Genomic DNA, 25594 nt, shown 5'->3' on the forward strand with positions numbered 1-25594 from the left:
TCAGTTAGTGCCGGCGCTGCTGATGGCCTCGTCCAATAACGTCTGCTGCGCCGAAACAGGGTTATCTTTGCCGGGGCGACACAGCTGATAATGGCCGTCGCTGTCGAGTTCCCAGGCCTGGCAATTATCGGCCAGGTAACTTTCCAAATCCTTGATCACCTTGTCGCGCAGTTTCTTGGTCAACAACGGAAAACCGATTTCCACGCGATGAAACATATTGCGGCTCATCCAGTCGGCGCTGGCGAGAATGACTTCCGGGTCGCCATCGTTATGGAAGCAGTAAGCGCGAGTGTGTTCGAGGAAACGACCGACGATGGAACGCACACGAATATTCTCTGAAACACCGGGCAAACCCGGACGAATTTGACAGACGCCACGTACAATTAAATCGATTTTCACACCCGCCTGACTGGCTTCATAAAGTTTACGCGCCAGCTGTTCTTCGTAGAGTGAATTCATCTTCAAAATGATGCGCGCAGCTTTGCCGGCTTGAGCGTTTTCAATTTCACGCTCAATGCGCCGCATCATGGTTTTATGCAGCGTAAAAGGCGATTGAAACAGCGTATCGAGTTTGCTGACTTTACCCAGGCTGGTGAGCTGTAAAAATACCCGATAGACATCATCACCAATCTGCTTATTGCAGGTCAGCAAACCATAGTCGGTGTATACCTGAGCAGTTTTCGGATGATAGTTTCCGGTACCCAGATGCACATAATGACGCAGCTTATCGCCTTCGCGCCGCGCCACCATCAACATCTTGGCGTGGGTTTTATAGCCGACAATGCCGTATACCACATGAATGCCATATTCCTGCAAACGTTCGGCCAAAACCACATTGGCCTCTTCATCAAAACGCGCCAGCAATTCGATGATGACGGTGACTTCCTTACCGGCTTTGGCAGCGGCCACTAATTCATCGACGATGATGGAATTAGCGCCGGTACGATACAGCGTTTGTTTGATGGTGAGCACGTTCGGATCTTTCGCCGCCTGACGAATAAAATCCACAACCGGCATAAAGGAATCGAACGGATGATGCAGCAGAATATCGCTCTTTTTAATGGCATCGAAAATATTGGCTTTGCGACGCAATACGCGCGGAACCCGAGCATCGAATGGCGGATAGAGCAGCTCTGGTCGAGCGACAGTATCAATCAGGTTGGCGAGTCGGTTCAGGTTAACCGGGCCATTGGCACGGTATAAATCGGTCTCGGTAATTTCGAATTGCTTGAATAAAAATTCCAGTAGTTCATCCGGGCAGTTGGCAGCCACTTCTAACCGCACTTCGTCGCCGTATTGGCGATAAACCAATTCACCTTCGATGGCTCGGCGCAAATCGCCGCTTTCTTCTTCATCGACGAACAGATCGGAATTTCGGGTAACGCGAAACTGGTAACAACCTTTGACCGTCATGCCGAAGAATATTTCGTCCATAAAGTAGTGAATGATGGACGACAGAAACACAAAGTCATGTGGTCCCGAACCGGTTTCGTCGGCGGGCAACTGAATCATATCGGGAAGGGCACGCGGGCATTGCACGATGGCCTGGCCGGAGTTGCGGCCAAAGGCGTCTTTACCATCAAGCTTGACGATAAAGTTCAGACTCTTATTGAGAATGCGCGGAAACGGATGCGCCGGGTCGAGCCCGATTGGGCTGAGCAGCGGCAGCACTTCGTGTTCGAAAAACTGCTGCAACCAGGCGGTTTGCGACCCGCTCCAGTCTTCGCGTTTGATGACCCGAATATGATGCTCGGCCAACAGCGGCAGCAACTGCTCATTGAGAATTTGATACTGGCGGTCCACCAGTTGGTGTGCGCGCTCAGCGATGTCATCCAATTGCTGGCGCGGTGTCAGCCCTTCCGGACCGGTGAGTGTGGAGCCGGCTTCGAAGCGTTCTTTCAAACCGCCGACGCGAATCTCGAAAAACTCATCCAGGTTGGTGCTGGAAATACACAGAAAACGGAGCCGTTCCAGCGCAGGAATCTGATCATTTTCAGCCTGGGATAGCACCCGGTCATGGAATTCGAGCAGCGACAGCTCGCGATTGATGAAGTGGGCCGGGGTAACGCTGAGCGGTTCGTTCATGTCTGGGCTCGATAAGGTCGATTACCCCAGTGTATGACAACTTGATGGCAAGTCGATGACAGCCGCATCTTGGATGCGGCTGGGCGGCACTCCGCGTTTTCCGCTTAAAGCCCTTTAACGGCGTAAATCCCCGGTGCGTTGCGCCAGTAACCTTTGTAATCCATGCCGTAGCCGAATACATAACGGTCTTCGCATTGCAGACCCACATAGTCGGGCACGATGTCCGGACGGGCTTTGCGGTCGTGTTGCTTGTCGACCAGAACGGCGATCTTGATCTCGGCAACACCGGCTTCGCGGCAGTGATCGACAATAGCGCCGAGGGTGGCGCCTTCGTCGTAGATGTCGTCCACGACCAGAATGGTACGGCCTTCCAGCGACTGCTGCGGCAGCATGCGCCACTCCAGGTCGGCGCCGGAAGTTTTGTCACGGTAGCGGGTGGCGTGCAGATAGCTGATTTCCAGCGGGAAACCCAGCTTGGTGACCAGCTTGCCGGTCAGCACCAGGCCACCGTTCATAACACTGAATACGATAGGGTTGGTCTGCTCCAGGTCACGGGAAATGTCGGCAGCCATGGTATCGATGGCACGTTCGACCTGGGTTTCACTGAACAGACAGTCGGCCTGTTCGCGCACTTCACGAATCTCGGCGGGAATGGCGGTCATAGCGGCCTCGGTTTGCTGGATAAGTGGTCAGGAAAAAAGGGTTGCGAACTTTAGCGGCTCTGATGCAGCCGCGCAAGCCCGTGACCGACTGCGCCAGCGTCGTCCTCGCTGGCCGGGCTCTGGTAGTATACCGCGCTTAGTGAAGGAGAGAACGCATGCGCATTGCACTTATCTGGGCTATGTCTGAGAACCATGTCATAGGCCGTGACAATAAATTGCCCTGGTACCTGCCTAACGACCTGAAATACTTCAAGCAGATCACCTCCGGCAAGCCGGTCATCATGGGTCGCAAGACCTACGACAGCATCGGCCGGCCGCTGCCCAATCGCACCAACATCATCATCACCCGCGATACCGGTTTCAGCGCCGAAGGCTGTCAGGTGGTGCATTCACTGGATGAGGCGCTGGAGCTGGCCGATGCCCAACTGGCGGTGAACGGCGGTGAAGAAGTGATCGTGATGGGCGGCGCGCAGATTTACGCTGAGGCGTTACCGCGGGCCGATCGGCTTTACGTCACCCTGGTGCATGCCCAGGTCGCGGGTGATGCGCTCTTTCCCGCCATCGATTTTGACGCCTGGCAGGAGCAGTCGCGTGAGGACTTCGCAGCCGAAGGTCCCAACCCTTACGACTACTCCTTTGTCATTTATGACCGGCCGGCGTTGAACTGATTAAGCGACTTTGAACTGACTAAAAAGCGTCTAAACTGATCGCACCTGTGGCCGACCGGCAGCGCCGGTAAGGAGCATAACGATGGCTCTGGATTCCCAACCCATCGCCTGGTTTGAAATTCCGGTGGCGGATATGGAGCGTGCGCAACGCTTCTACGAAGGCGTGCTGGAAACCTCCATGGAAAAGCTGGATCTGGGCGAGAATTTCAAGATGACCTTGTTCCCGGCGTCGGATCACCGTGCCGGCGCGTTGATGCAGGCACATGGCTATACACCCTCCTATCAGGGCGCCATGGTTTATCTGGCTGTGGATGACATCGCCGCCACCCTGGATCGCGTCGAGCAATATGGCGGTCAGGTTATCAACGCCAAAATGAGTATTGGTGAACGCGGTTTTGTCGGTCATTTCGAAGACAGCGAAGGCAATCGAGTCGGTTTGCACAGCCACTGACGCAGCAACCCAGCAAACAACCCGGCGCCAGGCCGGGTTGTGTCAGACGTAGCTCAGACCTAACAACGAAACCGCTGTCTTACTTAGGCTGTTCCACCAACCGCAGATAAGGCTTCAAGGTGCGATAGCCCTGAGGATACTTCTTCTGTGCCTCTTCATCGGACACCGCCGGTGGAATAATCACATCTTCACCCTGCTTCCAGTTAACCGGTGTCGCGACCTGATGGCTGGAAGTCAGCTGGATGGAATCCAGAGCGCGCAGAATTTCATCGAAGTTACGGCCGGTGGTCATCGGATAAGTCATGGTCAGCTTGATCTTCTTATCCGGGCCGATCACAAAGACCGAACGCACGGTGGCGTTGTTGGCCGGAGTGCGACCTTCCGAATCTCCGGCTTCCTCGGCTGGCAGCATGTCGTACAGCTTGGCTACGTTCAGGTCGGTATCGCCAATCATCGGATACTTGGGGTAGTGACCCTGAGTTTCTTCGATGTCCTTGGCCCACTTTTCATGGTTATCGACCGCATCGACACTCAAGCCGATGATCTTGGTATTACGCTTGTCGAACTCCGGCTGCAGGCCGGCCATATAGCCCAGTTCGGTGGTGCACACCGGGGTGAAGTCTTTGGGATGGGAAAACAGAATTGCCCAGCTGTCGCCGATCCAATCGTGGAAATCGATAACACCCTGAGTCGTTTGGGCCTTGAAGTTGGGAGCCGTATCGTTAATGCGCAATGACATAAGTCGTTCCTCCTTAACCAAAGATGTAACCGGGCAGGACAACGAAGATTGCCGGTTACCCCCTAGGTCGAGCTGTCATCGCAAATTTCAAGGTAGCTGGCTCCGTGCTGCTAAACCGTTCTGTTCTAATCTTATGCCGGGCGACTGTGATGGAAGGCTACTGAACCAGAGTGTTCAGCTTCAGCAGTTCGTTCAGATTGGGTGTGTTACCCGCATCGACCTCGTTTGCCAGGTGCATTAATTCCGCACCGGAAAACAGTGCCTTCAGCCCGGCATTCAGACAATGTTGTTTCAGCCGCGATGGCGGCAGCTGATGAGCCAGGGCAAGTAACTGTTGCGACATCAGCATAAATTGTCCCAACTGGCTGGGTGTTTTAAAGGTCGGCACCAGGGCTTGATGGGCATCGATGGTCGAAGCCATAACCTTGACCGATTCGGGTTCTGAAAACTCGAAGACAAACAACGAGTCAATGTACTGATCAACAATGGATTCACTGGCCACAATTAATATCCCTTTAGAGTTTTTAGCGGTAAGAAAACACAGTGATTAGGAGTTTCACTCTAGTGCAAATAATGAATCGTGCAGATTTTATTGCGAGCTATGAGAATTTTTTGCTTAGCCAACGAATCGATGTCGATCTTCATCAGTAACGTTATAACAGCGTACGGTGTCGTATCTGTCCGCTTCTGCTGCTTTTTGTAACGCCAATAAAAGCAAAACAACGGCAATAAATTCCTTATCAGTAACCAGTGCGAGCCAGGGTTTATCGGCATTCAACAAGGCGTTGGCCGGAATTATATCATTTATTAGTAGACGCTAATGTTATTTCAGGCCAAATCTAACAGCTGTAAAAATTATTCTTGTCATACATCAGGATGGGCGCATTTCTGTCCGCCTCCCGCTTGCATAAGCGCTATGTCGGTCTACGTTCAATAACAGAACCGGTACCAGCCGACTTAGGAAAATCTTCCATGCAATTAGGTTTTGGCCCACTAAAGAAGGGCAGAGTTTTTTTTGCTCTTGGCGTCTTGGTGTTAGTGGCTGCAAGTACAGCCTTAGGACGTATTTTGCCGACCAATATTCTGCCGGCAGTGACGGCTTTATCAGTGTTGGTTTGGGTCGGTGTGGCAAAAAAATGGGTCACTAAAACAGCTAAACAGAACGTCGGCCAAAGAAGTGCTCCGGTGCAGCAAACCAATACCAAAGAACCGGACTACTTCGATGCTGCCTTGCGTTGGTTAAACGATCAACTCATAGAGCATAAAAGTGTCATGGATGGTTTGAATGAGCGCCAGAACAAGTCGGTCGATAACCTGGTTTACGCCTTTAAGGAAATTCACCAGTTACTCGACCAACAAAATGTGCTGATCAGCCAGATCCTCGAATTTCACGAAGATGAAAATTCTGAATCACTGCACACCAGCATGCAGGATTTTGCGCTGCGCACGTCCCAGACCATGGATAACTTCGTTTCCACCACAGTAAACAACAGCACTGAAATGATGGAATTGGTGGAGCTGGTGGCCAGCATCGAAGAGAAGATGCCATCGGTGGTGAAGGCATTGGAAGACATTGATGGCATTTCCGATCAGACCAACCTGTTGGCGCTCAACGCTGCCATTGAGGCGGCGCGTGCTGGAGAGCACGGCCGTGGCTTTGCCGTGGTGGCTGACGAGGTTCGTGCCCTGTCTACCCGCTCTGCCGAATTCAGTGGTCATATTCGTAACCAGGTTATCTCGGTACGCAAAGATATTCGCACCTTGCACGAGCGCATTGGTGTGACGGCTTCGAGTGATATGAACTTCATTCTGAATTCCAAATCGGATGTCGAAAATGCCATCGAGCGATTGGTAAGAAAGGCCGATTCAGACGAAAAAGCCACCGTCGATATCCAAACCGTAGCGAGCAAGTTATCGCAGGCCTCCAACGATGCGGTACGTGGCTTGCAGTTTGGCGACATCAGCTATCAGACCATTGAACACCAGATGAAATTAATGCAGGCCATCCAGCAGCAGATCGTCACCATCAAACGGCCAATGACTGAAGCGGACTATCAACGCCTGATCAACTGTCACGATGATATTCAGTTATCCCCAGTGGAACACCAACCCGAGGGCTCGGGTGATGTTGAACTATTTTAAGGAGCGGTGATGAGTACCGAAAAAGCAGTAATCAGCATCCCAGAACAATTTAACTTCGGCTATCACAGTCGCTTTACGGCCGACTATAAGCCGCTGTTAAAAGACCCGTCGGTCAATGTTATTACTTTGGATTTTTCACGTGCCGTTTATCTGGATAGCTCAGCCATTGGTATGGTCAATATGCTTTATAGAAAAGCCAACGCCGAGAACAAAAAACTGGTTATCCGTGGTGCCAAAGGCACCGCCAGAGATTTGATCGTGTTGTCGAATCTGCAAAAGCTGATTCCTCTTGAATAGGTAGTCACGTTCGATGATTCAGCAGACAGAAAGGTTATTGATTGTGGATGATCAGCCATCAGCCAATGAAACCATCAAGTCAGCCATCGAGCGGTTGGGTTTGCCTATTCATCAGGCATACAGCCACGCCGAAGCCATGACCTGTATCGGCGAAGGTTATTACGATTTCATCATCCTCGATCAGGTACTCGGTGATGGCGATGGTTTGGATGTATTGCGGGCTTTGCGTCGGCAACGACATGAACATAAACCATTTGTATTGATCATCAGCGCCAAGGACAGCGAAGAATTTATCGAAAGTTGTTTTCAGATCGGTGCAGACGACTACTTGCATAAGCCCATCCGGTCGACGCTGCTGCGATTGAAAGTGAAGGCGTTTCTCGAGAAGCGCCGATTGCGCCGGACTTTTCAGCGCAACAACCAATCGTTACAGCGGTTACTGGTACAGATGGAAGACGAAACGCGGATGGCACGGTTTATTTATGATCACCTGCGCAATCGTTATCACGAAGAGACTGAAGGCTTGCACTGGCACATTCAGCCACACTCCCAGTTTTCCGGGGATATGGTGTTAAGTTGTTCCGGCGCCAATGGACATCTCTATGGCATGGTCGCCGATGCAACCGGACACGGACTGGCAGCAGCGCTGACCATGCTGCCCGTGCTGGGAGTGTTCCACACCATGGTTAAGAAAGGTTTTCCGTTGGTGATGATCATCCGGGAAATGGACCGGAAGGTGTTTGAAGAATCGCCGGACGATCGCTTCGTTGCCGCCGTCATGTTCGAATACGATCCGGACTTGCGTGAACTGGAGATCTGGAACGGTGGAATGCCCCCGGCTTACTGGGTCAAGGATGGCATTCAGCAGGAATTTATATCAACCGATTTACCACTGGGTTTGGGTGGCGAAGCGCACTTCGATGGCCAAACTTCGTTATTGAAAACGACGCAAGATGGTTTTTTTATGGCCGTCAGCGATGGTCTGATTGAACAGCGTGATCTGAACAACAACTTTCTTGCTGTCGGCGCCATTCATGAACGTCTGCAACAGGCAAGTGCTGATAGCGCCATTGCCGGTTGCCTGGAAGTGTTCAGAAAGCATCTGGATCAGCCTACTCCGGACGATGATGTCAGCCTGATGGTGTTCAGTCCGAGTCACTTTAGGCGTCCCGATACCCCGGTACAGATCGACACCCGCTTACTGCAGGGCAACGCCTTGTGGCGATACCGGTTATGTGGCCTGGCTTTGGTCGTTGAAGCTTTTTTGGCCGCCGCGAATGAAGTGCTCAAACGCTGGGTCGTTTCGCTGACTTTGCAACAACGCGCCTTCACGGTGTTAACAGAATTAATTACCAACGCCATTGATCATGGCTGTTTAGGATTGGATTCAAATCTAAAAACCGATCCCGACGGCTTTGCACATTATCTCGAAAAGCGTGAACAACGCCTGGCGTATTTAAGCGACGCCGACTGGGTCGAAGTTCGCATGAATTTAACCAGCGGCAGTTTAATTATTGAAGTTGAAGACAGCGGTCCTGGTTACCTACGTGACAGCTCTACGCTATTGAATCTTGAAGCTGTTGCCGGTCGTGGACTAGCACTGTGTCGACAGCTTGCAACGGAGATGGTTCTTACCCCACCGGGCAACATGACCATGGTTTCTCTATCACTCACAGGAAGCAAAACGGATGAGCAAGCACTTTCTCATAGTTGATGACTCCTCCTCCATCCGACAGATGGTTGAGCACACTTTGAAAACGGCGGGTTATCAGGTCACGACGGCAGAAGACGGTCAGGACGCATTGAATAAATGCCAGTCCGCCAAGTACGACTGTGTGCTGACGGATCAGAACATGCCACGCATGGATGGTTTGACGTTGATCAAATCATTACGCGCCCAGGCCAATTACAAAACCACGCCGATTTTGGTGCTGACCACTGAAGCCGGTGACGACATGAAAGCCCAGGGGCGCAGTGCGGGCGCAACCGGCTGGATGGTCAAACCGTTCGACCCGCAGCGATTGCTGGAAGTCGCTGCCAAAGTTCTTCCATAACAGGATATAGGTTATGAGTCTGGACCTGAGTCAATTTCATCAAGTGTTCTTCGAGGAAAGCCAGGAACATCTGGATACCCTCGAAAATGGCCTGATGAGTCTGGATATCGATGCACCGGATATGGAGTTGCTCAACAGCATCTTCCGGGCCGCTCATTCCATCAAGGGCAGCAGCGGTGTGTTCGGATTTTCTGCGCTCGGCCAGATAACCCACGTTCTGGAAAACCAGTTGGACGACTGGCGCAAAGAAGTATGCCGACCGGTGACGGACCATATTGATCAGATGTTGATGGTAGTCGATGACTTGCGCGCGCTGCTGGCCAGTTACCAGTCTGATGAGAGCATTGATGACGACTGGGTGAAGCAACGTATTCAGGAGATGGAGACTGCTTTCAAAGGTGGTTCATCAGCACCGGCAGAAGCGGTAACCGAGGATGTCGGCTTTGGCTTTTTTGACGAGGAAGACGACAGCACTGCTGAAGATGATCCTGGTTTCGGCTTTTTCGAAGAGTCAGAAGAGACCGCATACAGCAAGGATGAAAACCAGGATGAAGGCTACGGATTCTTCGAAGACACAGCACCCGTTACCTGCAATGAACCAATAGAAGACAAAGGTTTTGGTTTTTTTGATGAGCCGGAACAAAAGCCCGCAGCTAAAGCGTCCGAACCGGTTAAACCGGTGGCTGAAGCGAAAGCAAAATCCGCGGCACCAGCGGCAGGCGCTACCGCGTCCAATCAATCGATTCGAGTTAATGTCGACAAGGTTGATAGCCTGATCAATCTGGTCGGTGAACTGGTTATTACTCAGTCGATGTTGGCGATGATGGGTAAGGACATCAGCACCATCCGTCAGGAGAAGCTGGAAGCGGTGGTTGAAGAGCTGCAACGCAACACCCGGGAAATTCAGGAATCGGTGATGTCGATTCGGATGTTGCCGGTATCTTTTGTGTTTAACCGTTTTCCGCGTGTGGTGCGTGACATCGCCACCAAGCTGGGCAAAAAGGTTGAACTGGTGATTGAAGGTGGTGAGACAGAAATCGATAAAAGCCTGGTCGAAAAACTGTCCGATCCGCTGACGCATTTAGTGCGCAACAGCATCGACCACGGTATCGAAACGCCCGAGAAACGCAAAGAGTTGGGCAAAGCGGAAACCGGGACCGTACGACTCAGCGCATCGCAGCAAGGCGGTAATATTGTGTTGAGCATTATGGATGACGGCGGCGGTTTGAGTCGTGAGCGCATCCTTTCAAAAGCGCGCGAACGCGGTATGTCGGTTGACGATAACATGCCAGATCATCTGGTATGGCAGTTGATATTCGAAGCCGGTTTCTCCACGGCCGAACAAGTGACGGATGTCTCTGGCCGTGGCGTCGGCATGGATGTGGTGAAGAAGAATCTGACCAGCCTGGGCGGCCGCATCGACATCGAATCAGTGCAGGGATTTGGTACTACCTTGAAGCTGTTGCTGCCACTGACGCTGGCTATTCTGGACGGCATGGCCGTCGCCGTTGGCGACGAAACCTACATCATTCCGTTGGCCAGTATTGTCGAATCCATTCAGCCATCTAAGCATGAAATCAAAACACTCAGTGGTGATGAACTACTCGATGTGCGCGGTCATTACTGGCCGATCATCCGGCTGCATAAAGCCATGCAGGTCGATACCGATTGCCAGAAACTTGATCAGGGGATTGTCGTTCTGGTCGAGTCTGGCAAACAGCGATTCGGCATTCTGGCAGACCGCTTGATTGGCCAGCAGCAAGTGGTGATTAAGAGTCTGGAACAACATTTCAAACGCATCAACGGCGTATCGGGAGCCACCATCATGGGTGATGGTCATATCGCCCTGATTCTGGATCTGGCATCCCTGGCCAAAGGCATGAAAGAAATTCCCGCGATGGAGGCGGCGTCATGACTGCACAAACCGACAGCGAAGTTCGTTATGAATACCTGACCTTTGCGCTGGGTGACGAGGTCTATGGCATGGACATTATGCAGGTAAAGGAGATTCGCGGTTACGAAGCAGTAACACGTATCGCCAATGCGCCTGCGTTTATTAAGGGAGTGATCAATCTGCGCGGTGAAGTGGTGCCGATTGTCGATCTACGCATCAAATTCCTCAACATCAAACCGGAGTATGACGAGTTCACCATTGTCATCGTTGTACAGGTGCATGATCGCCTGGTCGGCATGGTGGTTGATGGAGTGTCTGATGTGATCGGTTTGACGCGGGATGAAATAAAACCGTCGCCGGATTTTGGGGTGGCATTCGACAGTCGATTTTTGTCGGGACTCGCCACTCAGGAAGATCAGATGATCATTCTGGTCAATATCGAAGCCTTGATCAGCAGCAACGAACTGGGGCTGATCGATGAGGAAGCCGTAGCTATTAAAGAAGCTGGCAAAAGTCAGTGACTCATCAGGAATTATGCTGCGGCGCTTTGAGAATGCTGGACGTTGGAGGTCCAAACCATGAATAAGCTGATACCGTCTTTCAGTACGCGACAGCTATTGACCACAGTGATACCGCTGATCTTGTTGGTGATCATTGGTTTTGCGCTGGTTGGTTCTGTATCCGGGTTCAGTGCCCGGATGGAAGCGGCGGCTTATCGCAATGATCTCATTGCCAGCGGAGCCACGCTCGATACCCTGGCAGAGAAACGGCTCAATCACATCTACAGTGCGCAGCTTTATCGTCGTGATCAGGTGCCCTTTAGCGTTCCGGCACTGCGCAATGAGCTGGATGAACTGGCGCATGAAATCGAAGAGCGAATGTCGCATCTGGTGATTGACGCTGAAGGCCTGAATATTGCGATTCCCGCAGCGCTCCCTGGATTGATAGACCGTTTTCTGGCTGAAACAGATGCCGCCGTTGGTCGCCAACTCAGTGTGCCCCAGTTGGAAGAACTACAGGCGATCTATAGCCAGATTGATCAGCAGTTAACGACGCTGGTTGAACAGCAGGAAAATGTTATGACCGGGGCGAACCTGATTCGCCAGGTAACCATTCAGCTGATTATCGCGGGTGTCATTATGTTGCTCGCGCTGATGTTTTCAATCTGGGGGTTCCGCAATTTGCGCCAGAATCTGGGTACTGAGCCAGATCAGTTACGAAGCATTATGCAGGCTATTCAGGCGGGCCACCAAGACATTGACTTTCCCGCCAAGGTCAGGAATGGCAGCGTGCTGGAATCGGTCGTGGCCATGCATAAAACATTGCGCGAAAGTTTGATCAACGCCGTCTCGGATGCGCGCATCCGTAAGGCCATGGATGTGACCAGTACCAATGTCATGATTGCCGATACCGACCGCAATGTGGTTTACGCCAACGAGGCGGTATCGGAAATGATGCATCGGGTTGAAGCCGACCTGCGTAAAGAATTACCGCAGTTTTCGGCTGACCACATTGTTGGTGGCAACATCGATCGCTTCCATAAAAACCCACAGCATCAGATCAGTATGCTGGATCGGCTGACCGATACCTACATCACCGAAATTCAGGTCGGCAAGTTGACCTTTGAATTACAGGCGACACCAATCTTCGACGCCGAAACCAACCAACGATTGGGCACCATTGTCGAATGGAAAGACCGAACCGAGGAGGTTTGGACTGAAGGTGAAGTCACGCGCATTGTTGAGGGAGCCGCCAACGGTGACTTCACTCTGACCATGGACGTTGAAGGTCGTACTGGCTTCTTTAAAACCCTTGGTACCGCCATCAATGGCCTGGTGGCTGTCGCCAATGACGCCCTGAAGACCGTGAACGGTGCCTTGGAGAAAATGGCCGAAGGCAACCTGACTACTCGTATTACCACCGAATTTGGTGGCAGCTTTGGTGATCTGCGCAACTACTGCAACAAGACCGCAGAGAACCTCGATTCCATGCTGATTCAGATCAGCGAGGCGGTGGCGACCATTCAAACCGCCTCAGCGGAAATCGCTCAGGGTAACAGCGACCTGAGTAATCGCACCGAACAACAGGCATCGAACCTGGAGGAGACGGCGTCGAGCATGGAGCAACTCAGTTCAACCGTGCGCTCGAATTCCGACAACGCTCAGCAAGCTAATCGTCTGGCGGAACAGGCGTCGGAGGTGGCCAATCAGGGTGGCGATCTGATCGGCCAGGTGGTGACCATGATGGATGCCATTAACACCTCGGCGCAGAAAATTTCTGAGATCATCGGCGTGATCGATGGCATCGCTTTCCAGACCAATATCCTGGCCTTGAACGCGGCGGTGGAAGCCGCCCGTGCCGGTGAACAGGGTCGCGGCTTTGCCGTGGTGGCGTCGGAAGTTCGCTCGCTGGCGCAGCGTTCGGCCAATGCAGCGAAAGATATTAAGTCGTTGATTTCAGACTCGGTCGAGAAGATCGAAGACGGCAACGTTCTGGTCAACCGTTCCGGTGAGACGATGGGCGAAATCGTCAAGTCGATCAAACGTGTCAACGACATCATGGGCGAAATTGCCGCCGCATCGGCGGAGCAAAGCAGCGGTATTTCCGAAGTCAGTACGGCGGTGAGTCAGATGGATGAAATGACTCAGCAGAACGCTGCTCTGGTAGAGGAAACCGCAGCGGCGTCGGAAAACCTTCAGGCGCAGGCCGATACCCTGGTACGTAACCTGTCCCAGTTTGAGCTGAGTCGAAAAATGCAGGCCCGTGTTGCCGCCAAACCTGAGGAGCGTGAATCGCGATCGACGAATATTGCGCCCATTCGTTCGCCCTCGGCAAAGCAGTCGCCGGTCAGTAAGCCGGTAGGATCGGTGGTTCCGCTGCCGGAAAGCGACGACGATGACTGGGAGTCTTTTTAAACCACCATGACGGTCGACAAGGAATGGGAATTTGACTACGACGAAGCCGATTTCGAGGCCATTCGCAAACGGATTTTTCAGGCTGCCGGAATCAAATTAGGCGATAGCAAACGTCAGATGGTGTACAGCCGTATCGTGCGCCGTCTGCGCTTGCTGAATCTGAACAGCTTCCACCAATACCTGAGTTTTTTGGACCAACATCCTGATGAAATTGAGCTGTTCATCAACGCCTTGACGACGAATCTGACGTCTTTTTTTCGCGAGCCGCATCACTTTCAGGCGCTGGCGGGCATGCTGACTGAGCGCCATCGTCAAGGCAAGCCGATCCGCATCTGGTGCGCTGCTGCCAGCACCGGGGAGGAACCTTATTCCATTGCCATGACAGCCTGCCAGACGTTTAAGAGTCTGACTCCGCCGATACAGATACTGGCAACTGATATCGATAGCCAGGTATTAACGACAGCGCGCCTGGGCACCTATGCCGAAAGCCGGGTTAAGGACCTGGATATCGGCTTGAAAAAATCCTATTTGCTGAAGGGCAAAGGCGAACGTCAGGGACTGGTGAAGGTGCGCCCGGAATTGAGTCGGCTGATTCGTTTTGAACGGCTGAATTTGCTCGATAGCAACTGGCGTGTGGAAGCGGATTTAGACGTGATTTTCTGTCGCAATGTGATGATTTATTTCGATAAACCCACGCAACTCAAACTGCTCGATCGCATGGTGCCTTTGTTGGCCAAAGACGGTTACTACGTGGCCGGCCATTCAGAAACCATTGACCGTGAATATCGTGCTCTGCGTTTGGTCGGGAAGACCATTTATCAACGGCAAGCCTAGGAGGCGCAGTGAGTTACGACGACGGCGAAACCTATACCGGTCAGTCCCGGCAGCATCACAATGTCGAGCTGGCACCTAACCGTTATTACGACCGCCATTTCCAACGCGAGGCGGTTAAAATTCTGCCCGGTGAGTATTATGTTGCGCAGCCGGGTAAGTTGATTGTTACCGTCCTCGGTTCCTGTGTCGCGGCCTGCATTCGTGATACTCAGCTGGGTATTGCTGGCATGAATCATTTTCTGCTACCGGCGGATGAAACCTCTGAATCTTTAACGTCCTACAAGTCCGCGCGTTATGGTGCTTATGCGATGGAGTTGGTGATCAATGAGTTGATCAAAATGGGTGCCAGCCGCAAGCACCTGGAAGCTAAAGTCTTTGGTGGTGGCAATGTGCTGGCGGCCATTACCAGTCAGAGCGTGGGGCAGAAAAATTCCGATTTTGTATTGAAGTATTTGGCGGATGAAAACATCCCCGTTAAAGCCCAGGATTTGCTCTCGCCCTTTCCGCGCAAGGTGTATTTCTTTACTGAGTCGGGTCAGGTGTTGGTGAAGAAGCTGAAACAGATGCACAACGACACCATCCTGAAGCGGGAGGATCAGTATCTGCATCGTCTTAACGATGAGCGACCGGAAGGTGACATTGAGCTTTTTGATATCTGATCGGTTTTTTTATCGAACTAAGGAAGCGATGTGATAAAAGTTTTGATCATCGACGACTCTGCGTTAATTCGTCAGGTGCTGACTGAGTTGATCAATCGTGCCCCGGATCTGACAGTGGTCGGTGCCGTTGGCGATGCTTACGCCGCCCGCGATTTTATCCGCCAGTCACCGCCGGATGTGCTGACACTCGATATCGAAATGCCGCGCATGGATGGTCTGACGTTCCTGCAAAAACTGATGAAAGGCCATCCGATGCCAGTGGTTATGGTGTCGACACTGACCGAAAGTGGCGCCGAGGCCACCTTGCAGGCGCTGGATCTGGGTGCGGTGGATTATATCGCCAAACCCAAGCTCGATGTGCGCCGCGAGCTGGTGGATTACCAGACCACCATTCACGAAAAACTGCGTGCCGCCGCCGCCGTTAAACGGTTTCGCGCCACGCAACAAAGCGTCAGTCAACCGGTCCAGGCGCTCGGGGTCAGCACTGAACATATTCTGGCGATCGGCGCTTCCACCGGTGGTACCGAGGCGATTAAATCGGTATTAAGTGCATTGCCGGCGGATGCCCCTGGCATGGTCATTACCCAGCATATGCCGCCGGGTTTCACCCGCACCTTTGCGGCGCGGCTGGATCGCAACAGCGCCTTGCAGGTGCGTGAAGCCCAGGGACATGAACGCATTTTGCCGGGCCAGGCATTTATCGCCCCGGGCAACCGGCATTTAACGGTGGTGCGTTCTGGTTCGGATTTTCAAACACGGTTGGTCGATTCTGATCTGGTTCAGGGCCATAGGCCCTCGGTGGATGTGTTGTTTAAGTCGGTCGCTGACGCCTGCGGTGCCAATGCGGTTGGCGTGATTTTAACGGGCATGGGTAAGGACGGGGCGGCGGGTATGCTGTCCATGTATCAGGCGGGGTGCTATACGCTGGCTCAGGATGAAGCCAGCAGTGTGGTTTATGGCATGCCCAAGGTGGCGCTGGAGACCGGCGGCGTGACCGAAGTGCAGTCGCTCGATGATATTCCCGAGCGACTCATCAAGCACTGGAAAAAAGTCGGCGCTGGTCATCGTATCTAGTCGTTGGTTGGCAGCAAGCCAAGCAAGCCCAGCTTGCGTTGATAGTCGTCACCGTCGGTACGTCCTTTCACCTGGTCGACGGCGACGGTCATCAGAATTAATTCGTGTCGGTTTAGGTCCGCCGGTAATTCGTGCGCGGCGCTGATGCGTTCGCGCAGTTCCTGCGGCAGTTTCCACAGTTGTTGCAGCGCTTTCAGATAGTCTCCACCCAACTTTTCCAGCAGTGTTTCGACTTCGGCGTTGTCGATCTTGCCACCCTGATCAAGATAACTTTGCATCAGTTGCAGCAGTGCCAGCTCACCCAGTGGATAGAGCAAGCCAGCGGTATAGCTTTGGCTGACGTTGACCTTGAGTTGCTTGGCCAAAGTGGCCGCTGCGGCGGCAATTTTTTCGGCATCCTGGCACAGCAGGATGGACTGTTGTGCCAGCGCCGGATGCGACAGTTGATCGCGCTGGTTCAGTGTTAATGCCAGCGCCTGTTGCATCGCCATGGTGACGCCAATGCTGTTGATGGCGTCGAGTAAGTTATCGACGTTTTTGCCGTAGCGGTTGACCATGCCGCTGTTGGCGATATAAATCAGCCGGGCAGTAATCGCCGGGTTGGTGCGCCACAGTTTGGTCAGGTCTTTGCCGCTGGGCGGTTCTTTGGCGCTGAGTTGGTTGACGATGTCGCGGATGCCACCGAGTGTCGGTGGTGGTGTCAGCCGGCTGTTGATATCGCCTAGCCAAACGTCCAAAGGTGGCAGTTGTTTGGCTGTTGCCGCGGCTTCATCCGGGTTGGTCGCTGCCAGGTAGGTTTTCAGTCGATCGCCGAGCCGAACCGGGTCGAAGGGTTTGATGATAAATTCGGTGACGCCGCTTTTCCGGCTGCTGACCACGGTTTCACGATCGCCACGGCCGGTGATCATCAAAACCGGCGTTTCGGTGTCGGTTTCGCGGATGTATTTGACCAGCTCGATGCCAGGGTTGCTGCTATCGGCCAGTGACCAGTCACACAACACCAGTTGCGGTCGGTGTTTTTGCCACAGCGCACGGCCTTGATGGGTGGTGTCGGCTTCCAAGACTTCGACATCATCGCTCAGGCTATAGAGCACCGTCTTGATGAGTTCTCGGATGATGACTTCATCTTCGAGTATCAGAACCTGCATCGGGGTCTCCGGCCAAAAAACTCTGTTCTGATACGACAGCTTAGTCAAAAGCGGCGGATTTGCTTTCTGGCAGAGTGATCGTCGGATGCAAAATAAAGACAGCGGGCACCGGGCGGTACCCGCTATAGAGATGAGCTTAGTGGGCGGCCATTAAGGCTTCGATCTCGCCCGGGTCTTTGGGCACATCGGCGCTGAGAATCTCGCAGCCGGTGCGGGTGACCACGACATCGTCTTCGATACGAATGCCGATACCGCGCCACTTTTCATCAACGTCAGTATTGTGTGGCGAGATGTACAGGCCCGGTTCAATGGTCAGCACCATGCCCGGTTCCAGTACCCGCCATTCACCGCCGACTTTGTAATCGCCGACGTCGTGCACATCCATGCCCAGCCAGTGACCGGTTTTGTGCATGTAGAAGGGTTTGATGGCGTTGTGTTCAATCAGCGTATCGACGTCGCCTTCGAGCAGACCCAGTTCCACCAGACCTTCGGTCAGCACGCGCACGGTGGTGTCGTGCGGTTGAATCCAGGTGGCGCCGGGTTTGACGGCCTCGATAGAAGCCAATTGGGCGCGCAACACCAGATCGTAGAGCGTGCGTTGCTCTGCGCTGAAGCGGCCGTTGGCAGGGAAGGTCCGGGTGATGTCGGAGGCGTAGTATTCCAGTTCGCCGCCGGCATCGATCAACACCAGATCGCCGTCTTTGATGACCGCTGAGTTTTCGATGTAGTGCAGCACGCAGGCGTGATCGCCCGCGCCGACAATGGCCGGATAGGCTGGCCAGGGGCTGCCGCCGCGCATGCATTCGTGTTCGATTTCGGCCTGCAACTGGTATTCCATCACGCCCGGCTGGCAGGCTTGCATGGCGCGTTTGTGGGCGCGGGCACTGAGCTGAGCGGCTTCGCGCATGATGGCGATTTCCTGCTCGGATTTAACCAGGCGCTGGTCGTGCAGCAGGTGAGCGATGTCGGAAAAATCGTCCGGCGGCTGAGCACCCATACGAACCCGGGCACGAATCTGATTCACCCAGGCCATCAGCTGATGATCGAAGCCGGCATCGACGCCCATGTGCGAATAGACGCGGGTGCGGCCTTCCATCAGGCCCGGCAGGATGTCGTCGATGTCATCGATGGGAAAGGCGTCGTCGGCATCGTAGTCGGCGACGGCGCCTTCCGGACCGGCACGATAGCCGTCCCAGATTTCCCGCTCCGGGTCTTTATCGCGCACAAATAAGATGTATTGCGCGGCTTCGCGGCCAGGCACGAGCACGGCCACGGCGTCCGGTTCGGCAAAGCCGGTCAGGTACATAAAGTCGCTGTTCTGGCGAAACGGATGATGCACGTCGTTGTTGCGGATGGTTTCGCTGGCGCCAGGAATGATGGCGATGCTGCCCGGTGCCAGTTGCTCCATAAGCTGTTGGCGACGCTCGGCGAATTCGGTTCGGCTGATGCGTGTCATTAAGGTGTCTCCAGAGCCGTTCAATGAACGGTCGGTTCGGATTTGCCATCCGCCGCCGGCCGGTTGTATTCGAGAAACAGATTGAGTACGCCCATACGCACGTGCTCGCTGATGGCGGTGAAATCTTCTTCCGCCTGGGCGTCGCCGTCCTGGTCGGTTTCGACCTGAGCGATGGCCGAAAGGTCTTCGAGGATCTCTTCGATTTCAGTCGGCATTTTTTTATCCTCAGCGACCACACCGACGGTGCCAAAGGCGCCGAGAAAAGAACCGCACCAGTCGCTCAGCGCTTCCAGTCGATCGCTCAGCGGGCTGTCATCGGCTGGCAGCAACGGCCGAAAACTCATGTTGCTGTCTTCCAGGGCATTGAGGGTGGTGCTGTAGAGTGCCTTGAGAATGGCCTGGTGATCGGTGGTGAGGGTTTCACTGGGGCCGATCATATCGCTCGCCCAGCTGACCCAGTCGGCGCTCTCCATGCGATGGCCAGCGGCGAAGACGCCGGTCAGCGAGGCGTGCAGCGTGGTCGGGCTCTGGCCGGAGCCGAGCAGTTGAAAAAATTTGGCCAGATCCTGGTGGCGCATCTGGGGGACATCTTGGTTCGATTCGGACATGCATTCTCCGCGGGCGTCTTTTGCGACTGCCTAGGTGGGGTTTGATCGGCAAAATGCTACCATTGTTGGCACTGTGACCGCAGTCGTTGACCGCTCTTTGAGCCAGTCTATATAGTTCGGCGGTCTTCCAACCCTTTCTTCGCAGGCCAGCGGTGTTATGTCCGAACCCACTCTGAAGCAGCTTGAGTACAAGGTTGAAACGCTGATCGAGCTGTATCAGCAATTAGAACAGGAAAATCGTCTGCTCAAAGCCGAACGTGCCGCCTGGCAGGGTGAGCGCGCCAAGCTGGTGAAGCAGAATGAACTGGCTCGCGATCGCGTCGAGGCGATGATCGAACGGCTGAAGACGATGGAGCAATCTGGATGAGCCAACCCAATACCCTGACCGTCACCATCTTAGAGCGCGAATACCGCGTCGCCTGCCCCCAAGGTCAGGAAGCCAAGCTGGAGCAGGCTGCTGCGTCGCTGGATCGTAAAATGAAAGAAATTCGCACCACCGGCAAGGTGTTTGGCATCGAACGCATTGCGGTGATGGCCGCCTTGAACCTGACCCGCGAATTACTCGATCGTGAACCGGGCGATAATCGCGAAGAACAAATCATTACCGAAAAATTGGTGCGTCGCCTGGATGAAGTGCTGCCAGCCCAGGCGCAGTCGATGTCCCTGGATCTGGACAGTGACGGCGACGCCTGAAGGCGCAAGTAAAGTCGCTATACAGCTGTCGAAAAGCGCGCTGTCAAGACTGTCATTACAGGGATTTTCATTATAATTGGAGTTGTCCCTGGGCTATGCGCCAGTCGTGCACAGTCCTCGAGCCGATACTTTGAATACAGGTGTTCCTGAGTTTTCGATGTGAGCATGTCCGCTTGTCGGAAAGCCTAATTCGATACGTGGAACGCCGCCTTGGACTTCACGGTTCAAGGTCTCCCACGGCAGCGGTAGTCTGGGGCATTTCCTTCCTTTTTTGTTTGTTGGGGCTGAGTCGGGGGCTCAATGACATCCGCCACCGCGCAACTCAAACAACAATTGCGTCGCCAATTACGTGCCCGCAGGCGCGCACTCTCTTCCTATCAACAACGGCTTGCCGCCGAGCGCTTAACCCGCCAGCTGGTGCGTCTGCCCGGTTACAGCCGAGTGCGGTCGGTAGCGCTTTATTGGGCGACCGATGGCGAAATCGATCTGCATGCTTTGATGCGCCGCCTGCAGCGTCATGGCAAGAAGGTTTATCTGCCGGTGTTGCAGCCGCGCAAGATTGCGCTGTGGTTTCGTCCCTGGCGGACGAACAGTGCCATGCTCGCCAATCGTTTTGGCATTCCCGAGCCAACATCCGGCCGGCGCCAACCGCCCTGGGCGTTGGATTGGGTGTTGTTACCGCTGGTGGGGTTCGATGCTGAAGGTGGGCGTCTGGGCATGGGCGGTGGTTTTTATGACCGCACCTTTGCTGCGCGTGCGCGCTGGCCGCGGCAGCCGCGTTTGATCGGGGTGGCACATCAGTGCCAGCAGGTCGACCGCATACCGCTGGAGAGTTGGGATATTCCACTAGCCGCTGTGGTGACTGATCAACAGGTTTTGAATCACAATAGTTGAATCAATCACAGTGTCGGCTGTGATCCATCCCTGGATCCTGGGTTACCAGTTCGTCTGAATCCTGAATGTCAGTAGGATGTGTTGCTGTTGACCATGACACCCGAAGCCTTGGCGTTATAGCCGGACTTGCGCGCATCATCATCGCCTTGACTCAGGCTGGACAGCGTCACACCCAGGCCGAGCATAAAGGCCAGAGCAATCAGAATATCGGGCTTTTTACGTTTCATAAGCGTACTTCCCTGCCGGAATTTTGGCGTTTGCACAATTCCCGGATCACTGTTGAGTTGAAAAGCCATATAATTGACGTTAAATGCTGCTAAATGCAGATATTTTCACGCCGGTCGATCAATTTGGCACAGAACGTCGAAAAAGCAAATACAAAAATGAAACCACGGCACAGAGGAGAATCAAATGGCGAACTGGTTGGCAAAAACCGAACCGGATGAGTTTTCACTGGATGATCTGGCTGCTTGCGGTGACGCCGGTGAACCCTGGAATGGCATTCGCAACTATCAGGCGCGTAATCACCTGCGTGCCATGGTGCCGGGCGACCGGGTGCTGATCTATCATTCGGCCTGCGCAGAACCGGCGGTCGTCGGTGAAGCCGAGGTGATCAGTGAGCCCTACCCGGACCCGGATGCGCTGAATCCTGAATCGCGTTATTTCGATCCTAAAAGCAGCGCCGATAACCCACGCTGGACGGTGGTCAAGCTGGCCTTCCGCAAGCGCTGGCCGCAGCCGGTGCCGCTAAAGCAGATCAAACAGACGCCGGAATTGGCGAAGATGGCTTTGTTGCGTCAGTCGCGTTTATCGGTGAGCCCGGTCAGCGATGAGCAGTGGACGGTGTTGGCGCGATTGTCGGCTCAATTATCGGCTCAATAACCCAGGCGATATACCAGCCAGCCCAAGTATTCGTGCAGCGCCAGATTGCTGTTTTTCAGAGCAGACGCATTGGGTACCCAGGCGAGAATGGCGGATTCACTGGTGCCCAGTGGCGCGGTTGGTGCGGCGATGACCTCCAGACCGGCGTTTTGGAACGCCATCACGGCTCTGGGCATATGAAAGGCTTCGGTAATCAACAATACGCGCTGTACTCCGGCACGGTTAAGCAGGCTGGCCGAAAATTGCGCGTTTTCCTCGGTGTTGCGACTGCGACCTTCCAGCCAGCGCACCGGCACCCGAAATTGGGTCACCAATTCTGTCGCCATGATTTCCGCCAGCGTCAGGTTACTGCGCGTCAGCACACGACCGCCGGAGACCAGCAGCGGCAGTCCCGTCTGGCGTTGCGCAAAGGCGGCATAACGCAGCCGCACTAAGGTGTGTTCACTGGCGCTGGGACGACCAAATTCGGTGCCAGTCGGGTCGAGCCCGGCGGAAATCACGACGATTGCCTGAGCCTCGCTCGCTGCCAGTTCGGTCGGCGTCAGCAGTGGATACTGCTGTTCCAGGCCGGCGACCAACCATTCGCTGATGCGCGGTGTTGCCAATAACCACAGACTGAGTGCCGAAACAATCGCCAGGGCGCGCGCCAGCCTGGGCAGACGGCGCCACAGCAAAGCTGCCAACAATAAACCCAATAACTGGGCCAGTGGCGGCAAGACTAAAAACTTCAGCAGGTAACGCAGGGTCATTCGATGGCAACCTGAAATAAGGCTGATTCATCCGTGCTGGCGCTGAAACGCAGATGACGTTGGATCAGTGCCGGCTGTTCATCGTCGCGGTGACTGACGAACAGCAAGGTCGTCGGACCGGCATCGAGAATACGCTCCACTGCAGCCAGCACCCGAAAGCGGTTTACGTCATCGAGGCCTTGAGTTGGCTCGTCCAGAATCAACAGCGGCGGTTGTTTGATCAGCGCCCGGGCGATCAGCACCAGCCGTTGTTCGCCGGTTGATAAGCGTTTAAAGGCTTCACCGGCTTTGTCGGCAAGGCCGAGTAAGTCGAGCCACTGGCGCGCCAACTGGGCTTCGTGCGCACCGGTATCGCGATAGACACCAATCGAATCGGTTAAACCTGAAACAACGGCGGTGAGCGCATTGCCGGCGACGCGATAATCGCGATGCAGATGACCGGACACCAGACCCAAATGCTTCTTGATATCCCAGATGCTTTCGCCCCGGCCGCGCCGGTAACCAAAGACGGTCAGGTCGTTGGCGTAGCACTGCGGGTGATCGCCGCTGATCAGGTTAAGCAGCGTTGATTTACCGCAACCATTGGGGCCGTGAATCTGGGTGTGTTCGCCCGGGCGCAGTTGCCAGTTGAGGCCTTCGAATTGCGTCCCAGTGCTGTATTCGACGCGACCGTTATGCAGTTCCACCAAAGGCTTGTCGGCCGGCCAGTCGGCTAATTGGAATTCGGACTGGCGCTCGGGCAGGTCGATGGATTGGCGTGCGGACAGATCCAGCGCAGCCGTCCAGTCCGGATGATTCAGTACACTCTGCGCCTCGCCCTGTAACACCAGTCGGCCGCGATCGAGCAGCGCCAGATGGCTGGCCCAGGGCGGTACATCCTGACGCTGGCCGATCAACATCATCAGCCATTGACCGTTCGCGGCGAGATCGCCCAGCACGGCAATCAAATCGAGCCGCGCCTGACGATCCAATCCTTCGAAAGGCTCGTCGAGCAGCAGCAGATCGGGCGCGTCGAGCACCGCCCGCGCCAGCATGACTTTGCGGCCTTCGCCGCTGCTGAGCAGCCGATAGCCGCGTTCGAGTAAGGGCGTGAGTGTCAGTAAATGAACCAGACGCTCGTGCTCATCGCTCCACGGGCGGATTTCTTCGAGTAATTCGCGCACCGACGTACCCGGATCGAGATGGTCGCTAAAGTCGGTTTCATCGCGGTACAGTTCGCGCTCGTACAGCGCCTGCTGGCTTTCCAGCGACAGCCAGTGCACCTGGGCGGGTCGGTCGTGCAACGCACCTTTGGCGATGGGCAGATCGTGGCACAGCAAGCGCGCCAGAGCGCTTTTACCGCTGCCGTTTCCGCCAAGAATCACCCAGCTTTGTGGCGGCACCAGCTGCCACTGATCCAGATACAGACTCGGGCCGTGACGCGGGTGAACTTCCAACTGCTCAAACTGCATGGCGTTACCTGATAACTCGACAATAGGATTCAACGCACGTTAAGCGCGCCGCGACAACGGATCAACGGCGGTTTTGCCAAGAAGGCGTTGCGCTTAACGCCGCCGAACCATGACGCTGGCGCGGTAACGTTGCTGGCCATAGCGGGTCAGGGCATCCAGTTCATCCAGCCGTACCGGCATAAACAGGTTATCCAGATCACGGCGGTCGTACTCTTCGTCGGTGTCCGGGTCGTTCAGGTAAGCGTGATCGTCATCCATACTGACTAGCCAGACCCAGTGCGGCGCCTTGTTGCGGTTCAGTCGCCAGGTGCTGATCAGCACCAGCAGTGCCCAGCCGTCATCAAGCAGGCGGCGGATGTCGGCCAACGTCAGTTCTTGCTCGGCCAGTTCGACCTTTAATTCTCTACAAGCTTCAATAAACGACTGGTGCACCAGCGTCATTAAGTCGCGTTTATGGTCGGAGCGCACTGAGGCCAAAAACGGCACGTCCAGATGGCTCGCCCAGACCGCCGCTTCGAAACCCCGCCGCGCCGCTGCCGCCGCCAGACCAAAAGGCGAGGTGCCGCCCAGGCCGGTGGTCATATAGACGGTGGTGGCTTCGCGCCACAGCTGTACTTCTTCGTCGCGATTCAGCGGTCGTTGTTTGTCCTGATGATGCAGCGCCATCATCAAAGCCGCTGGACCGCAGGTGAAGGGCGTTGTCTGGCTGAAAAACGGTAGGTTTTCCGGTTGCGGATGCGCCGGATGCAGGCGTTTTTCCAGCCGCAGCGCATCGCCGCCGTCTTCGTAATAGCCGGCGCGCTTGCCGATAATTTTGTAACCCTGGCTCTGGTATAGATGAATGGCTGCCGCATTGTCGGTGCGCACTTCTAGCCGAATAAAGCGTCGCTCCGCCGTTTCGGCCGCCTGCTCCAATTGCGCCATTAATTGCCGTCCCAGGCCCTGTCCTTGGGCGCGCGGCGAAACCGCCAGCGAATAGAGCCGCGCCAGGCTGGTGCCTTTGTGACACAGCAGCAAACCATAACCGAGAATTTCGCCGTCTTGCTCGGCCAGGCGGAAGATCGGGGAGTTGCGTTTCAAAAAGCGACGCATGGACCTTGGGCTGATGCGATCGCTGTCGAAGCAGTCGCGTTCCAGCTGGATCAGGGCGTCCAGATCGGCCGCAGTGGCTGGCCTGAATTGCATGGCAGATTCTCAATCGGGTAAGGGTGAAAAATGGCGTTGGGGATCAGACGGTGA

General features: G+C 54.5%; 27 protein-coding genes and 1 other RNA gene. 17 read left to right on the plus strand and 11 right to left on the minus strand.

Annotation, left to right across the window (positions count from 1 at the left end):
- Positions 1-2085 (minus strand): polyphosphate kinase 1, encoded by a 2085-nt coding sequence (gene ppk1 / locus ACXAE6_RS06165; RefSeq protein WP_475145804.1) that lies wholly within the window; start codon positions 2083-2085, stop codon positions 1-3.
- Between the two features lie 104 nt (positions 2086-2189).
- Positions 2190-2747, minus strand: coding sequence for a hypoxanthine-guanine phosphoribosyltransferase (locus tag ACXAE6_RS06170; RefSeq protein WP_475145806.1), 558 nt, complete (start codon positions 2745-2747; stop codon positions 2190-2192).
- A 155-nt stretch (positions 2748-2902) separates the two neighbouring features.
- On the opposite strand from ACXAE6_RS06170, the gene ACXAE6_RS06175 reads away from it, so the two are divergent.
- Both ACXAE6_RS06175 and ACXAE6_RS06180 read left to right on the plus strand, forming a co-directional pair.
- Positions 2903-3415: a dihydrofolate reductase gene (locus ACXAE6_RS06175; RefSeq protein ID WP_475145808.1), complete on the plus strand. Its 513-nt coding sequence runs from the start codon at positions 2903-2905 to the stop codon at positions 3413-3415.
- Positions 3416-3497: 82 nt separating this feature from the next.
- A complete protein-coding gene (locus tag ACXAE6_RS06180; protein WP_392797435.1) occupies positions 3498-3866 on the plus strand; it encodes a VOC family protein in 369 nt (122 codons plus the stop codon).
- Between the two features lie 79 nt (positions 3867-3945).
- Here ACXAE6_RS06180 and ACXAE6_RS06185 read toward each other — a convergent pair whose 3' ends face one another.
- Positions 3946-4605, minus strand: coding sequence for a peroxiredoxin (locus ACXAE6_RS06185; RefSeq protein WP_475145812.1), 660 nt, complete (start codon positions 4603-4605; stop codon positions 3946-3948).
- A gap of 157 nt (positions 4606-4762) precedes the next feature.
- Positions 4763-5107 carry a hypothetical protein gene (locus tag ACXAE6_RS06190; protein ID WP_475145816.1) on the minus strand — a complete coding sequence of 115 codons (345 nt, stop codon included), beginning with the start codon at positions 5105-5107 and terminating at the stop codon, positions 4763-4765.
- Positions 5108-6108: 1001 nt separating this feature from the next.
- Here ACXAE6_RS06190 and ACXAE6_RS06195 point away from each other — a divergent pair.
- From ACXAE6_RS06195 to ACXAE6_RS06240, 10 genes are read left to right on the plus strand one after another with little or no spacing between them, the layout of a single operon-like run.
- Positions 6109-6747: a methyl-accepting chemotaxis protein gene (locus tag ACXAE6_RS06195; RefSeq protein ID WP_475151712.1), complete on the plus strand. Its 639-nt coding sequence runs from the start codon at positions 6109-6111 to the stop codon at positions 6745-6747.
- 9 nt (positions 6748-6756) lie between these two features.
- Complete coding sequence (locus ACXAE6_RS06200) at positions 6757-7044, plus strand: STAS domain-containing protein (RefSeq protein WP_475145818.1); 288 nt, start codon at positions 6757-6759, stop codon at positions 7042-7044.
- 13 nt (positions 7045-7057) lie between these two features.
- Positions 7058-8758, plus strand: coding sequence for a SpoIIE family protein phosphatase (locus tag ACXAE6_RS06205; protein ID WP_475145821.1), 1701 nt, complete (start codon positions 7058-7060; stop codon positions 8756-8758).
- Positions 8733-9098 carry a response regulator gene (locus tag ACXAE6_RS06210; RefSeq protein WP_392797425.1) on the plus strand — a complete coding sequence of 122 codons (366 nt, stop codon included), beginning with the start codon at positions 8733-8735 and terminating at the stop codon, positions 9096-9098. The genes ACXAE6_RS06205 and ACXAE6_RS06210 overlap by 26 nt, the downstream gene beginning before the upstream one ends.
- 13 nt (positions 9099-9111) lie before the next feature.
- Positions 9112-11013 carry a chemotaxis protein CheA gene (locus ACXAE6_RS06215; protein ID WP_475145822.1) on the plus strand — a complete coding sequence of 634 codons (1902 nt, stop codon included), beginning with the start codon at positions 9112-9114 and terminating at the stop codon, positions 11011-11013.
- A complete protein-coding gene (locus tag ACXAE6_RS06220) occupies positions 11010-11513 on the plus strand; it encodes a chemotaxis protein CheW (RefSeq protein WP_475145824.1) in 504 nt (167 codons plus the stop codon). The genes ACXAE6_RS06215 and ACXAE6_RS06220 overlap by 4 nt, the downstream gene beginning before the upstream one ends.
- Positions 11514-11570: 57 nt before the next feature.
- Positions 11571-13907: a methyl-accepting chemotaxis protein gene (locus ACXAE6_RS06225; RefSeq protein ID WP_475145826.1), complete on the plus strand. Its 2337-nt coding sequence runs from the start codon at positions 11571-11573 to the stop codon at positions 13905-13907.
- Between the two features lie 6 nt (positions 13908-13913).
- Entirely contained in the window at positions 13914-14741 is an 828-nt protein-coding gene (locus ACXAE6_RS06230; RefSeq protein ID WP_475145828.1) for a CheR family methyltransferase, read from the plus strand.
- Positions 14742-14749: 8 nt separating this feature from the next.
- On the plus strand, positions 14750-15400 hold the full coding sequence (cheD, locus tag ACXAE6_RS06235) for a chemoreceptor glutamine deamidase CheD (RefSeq protein WP_475145831.1): 651 nt from the start codon (positions 14750-14752) through the stop codon (positions 15398-15400).
- 30 nt (positions 15401-15430) lie between these two features.
- Entirely contained in the window at positions 15431-16474 is a 1044-nt protein-coding gene (locus tag ACXAE6_RS06240; protein ID WP_475145833.1) for a protein-glutamate methylesterase/protein-glutamine glutaminase, read from the plus strand.
- Here the strand turns inward: ACXAE6_RS06240 and ACXAE6_RS06245 are convergent.
- The 3 genes from ACXAE6_RS06245 to ACXAE6_RS06255 all read right to left on the minus strand — a co-directional run bounded on the left by ACXAE6_RS06245 (position 16471) and on the right by ACXAE6_RS06255 (position 19686).
- The gene (locus ACXAE6_RS06245; RefSeq protein WP_475145835.1) at positions 16471-17622 is read right to left on the minus strand and encodes a response regulator; all 1152 of its coding nucleotides are present in this window, start codon (positions 17620-17622) and stop codon (positions 16471-16473) included. The genes ACXAE6_RS06240 and ACXAE6_RS06245 overlap by 4 nt on opposite strands.
- Before the next feature lie 136 nt (positions 17623-17758).
- Positions 17759-19078 carry a Xaa-Pro aminopeptidase gene (gene pepP, locus ACXAE6_RS06250; RefSeq protein WP_475145837.1) on the minus strand — a complete coding sequence of 440 codons (1320 nt, stop codon included), beginning with the start codon at positions 19076-19078 and terminating at the stop codon, positions 17759-17761.
- Between the two features lie 20 nt (positions 19079-19098).
- Complete coding sequence (locus ACXAE6_RS06255) at positions 19099-19686, minus strand: UPF0149 family protein (protein ID WP_475145839.1); 588 nt, start codon at positions 19684-19686, stop codon at positions 19099-19101.
- Between the two features lie 157 nt (positions 19687-19843).
- Here ACXAE6_RS06255 and ACXAE6_RS06260 point away from each other — a divergent pair, with 157 nt between their 5' ends.
- From ACXAE6_RS06260 to ACXAE6_RS06275, 4 genes are all read left to right on the plus strand, one after another.
- Complete coding sequence (locus ACXAE6_RS06260) at positions 19844-20053, plus strand: TIGR02449 family protein (RefSeq protein WP_392797408.1); 210 nt, start codon at positions 19844-19846, stop codon at positions 20051-20053.
- Positions 20050-20379: a cell division protein ZapA gene (locus tag ACXAE6_RS06265; RefSeq protein ID WP_475145841.1), complete on the plus strand. Its 330-nt coding sequence runs from the start codon at positions 20050-20052 to the stop codon at positions 20377-20379. Before ACXAE6_RS06260 ends, ACXAE6_RS06265 begins: the two co-directional genes overlap by 4 nt.
- A gap of 82 nt (positions 20380-20461) precedes the next feature.
- A non-coding RNA gene (ssrS, locus tag ACXAE6_RS06270) (6S RNA) lies at positions 20462-20640 on the plus strand.
- A gap of 39 nt (positions 20641-20679) precedes the next feature.
- On the plus strand, positions 20680-21273 hold the full coding sequence (locus tag ACXAE6_RS06275; RefSeq protein WP_475145843.1) for a 5-formyltetrahydrofolate cyclo-ligase: 594 nt from the start codon (positions 20680-20682) through the stop codon (positions 21271-21273).
- A gap of 68 nt (positions 21274-21341) precedes the next feature.
- On the opposite strand, the gene ACXAE6_RS06280 is transcribed toward ACXAE6_RS06275, so the two are convergent.
- Positions 21342-21500: a hypothetical protein gene (locus ACXAE6_RS06280; protein WP_392797403.1), complete on the minus strand. Its 159-nt coding sequence runs from the start codon at positions 21498-21500 to the stop codon at positions 21342-21344.
- A gap of 184 nt (positions 21501-21684) precedes the next feature.
- Between ACXAE6_RS06280 and ACXAE6_RS06285 the strand changes: the two genes are divergently transcribed.
- The gene (locus ACXAE6_RS06285; protein WP_475145845.1) at positions 21685-22155 is read left to right on the plus strand and encodes an EVE domain-containing protein; all 471 of its coding nucleotides are present in this window, start codon (positions 21685-21687) and stop codon (positions 22153-22155) included.
- Here ACXAE6_RS06285 and ACXAE6_RS06290 read toward each other — a convergent pair.
- The 3 genes from ACXAE6_RS06290 to rimI all read right to left on the minus strand — a co-directional run bounded on the left by ACXAE6_RS06290 (position 22149) and on the right by rimI (position 25540).
- On the minus strand, positions 22149-22904 hold the full coding sequence (locus ACXAE6_RS06290; RefSeq protein ID WP_475145847.1) for a YdcF family protein: 756 nt from the start codon (positions 22902-22904) through the stop codon (positions 22149-22151). The two genes, ACXAE6_RS06285 and ACXAE6_RS06290, sit on opposite strands and share 7 nt — an antisense overlap.
- Positions 22901-24355: an ATP-binding cassette domain-containing protein gene (locus ACXAE6_RS06295; protein WP_475145848.1), complete on the minus strand. Its 1455-nt coding sequence runs from the start codon at positions 24353-24355 to the stop codon at positions 22901-22903. The genes ACXAE6_RS06290 and ACXAE6_RS06295 overlap by 4 nt, the downstream gene beginning before the upstream one ends.
- A 93-nt stretch (positions 24356-24448) precedes the next feature.
- Positions 24449-25540: a ribosomal protein S18-alanine N-acetyltransferase gene (gene rimI / locus ACXAE6_RS06300; RefSeq protein WP_475145851.1), complete on the minus strand. Its 1092-nt coding sequence runs from the start codon at positions 25538-25540 to the stop codon at positions 24449-24451.
- Positions 25541-25594: the final 54 nt, after the last annotated feature.

This window comes from Saccharospirillum sp. ABV4_185 (assembly GCF_056159245.1).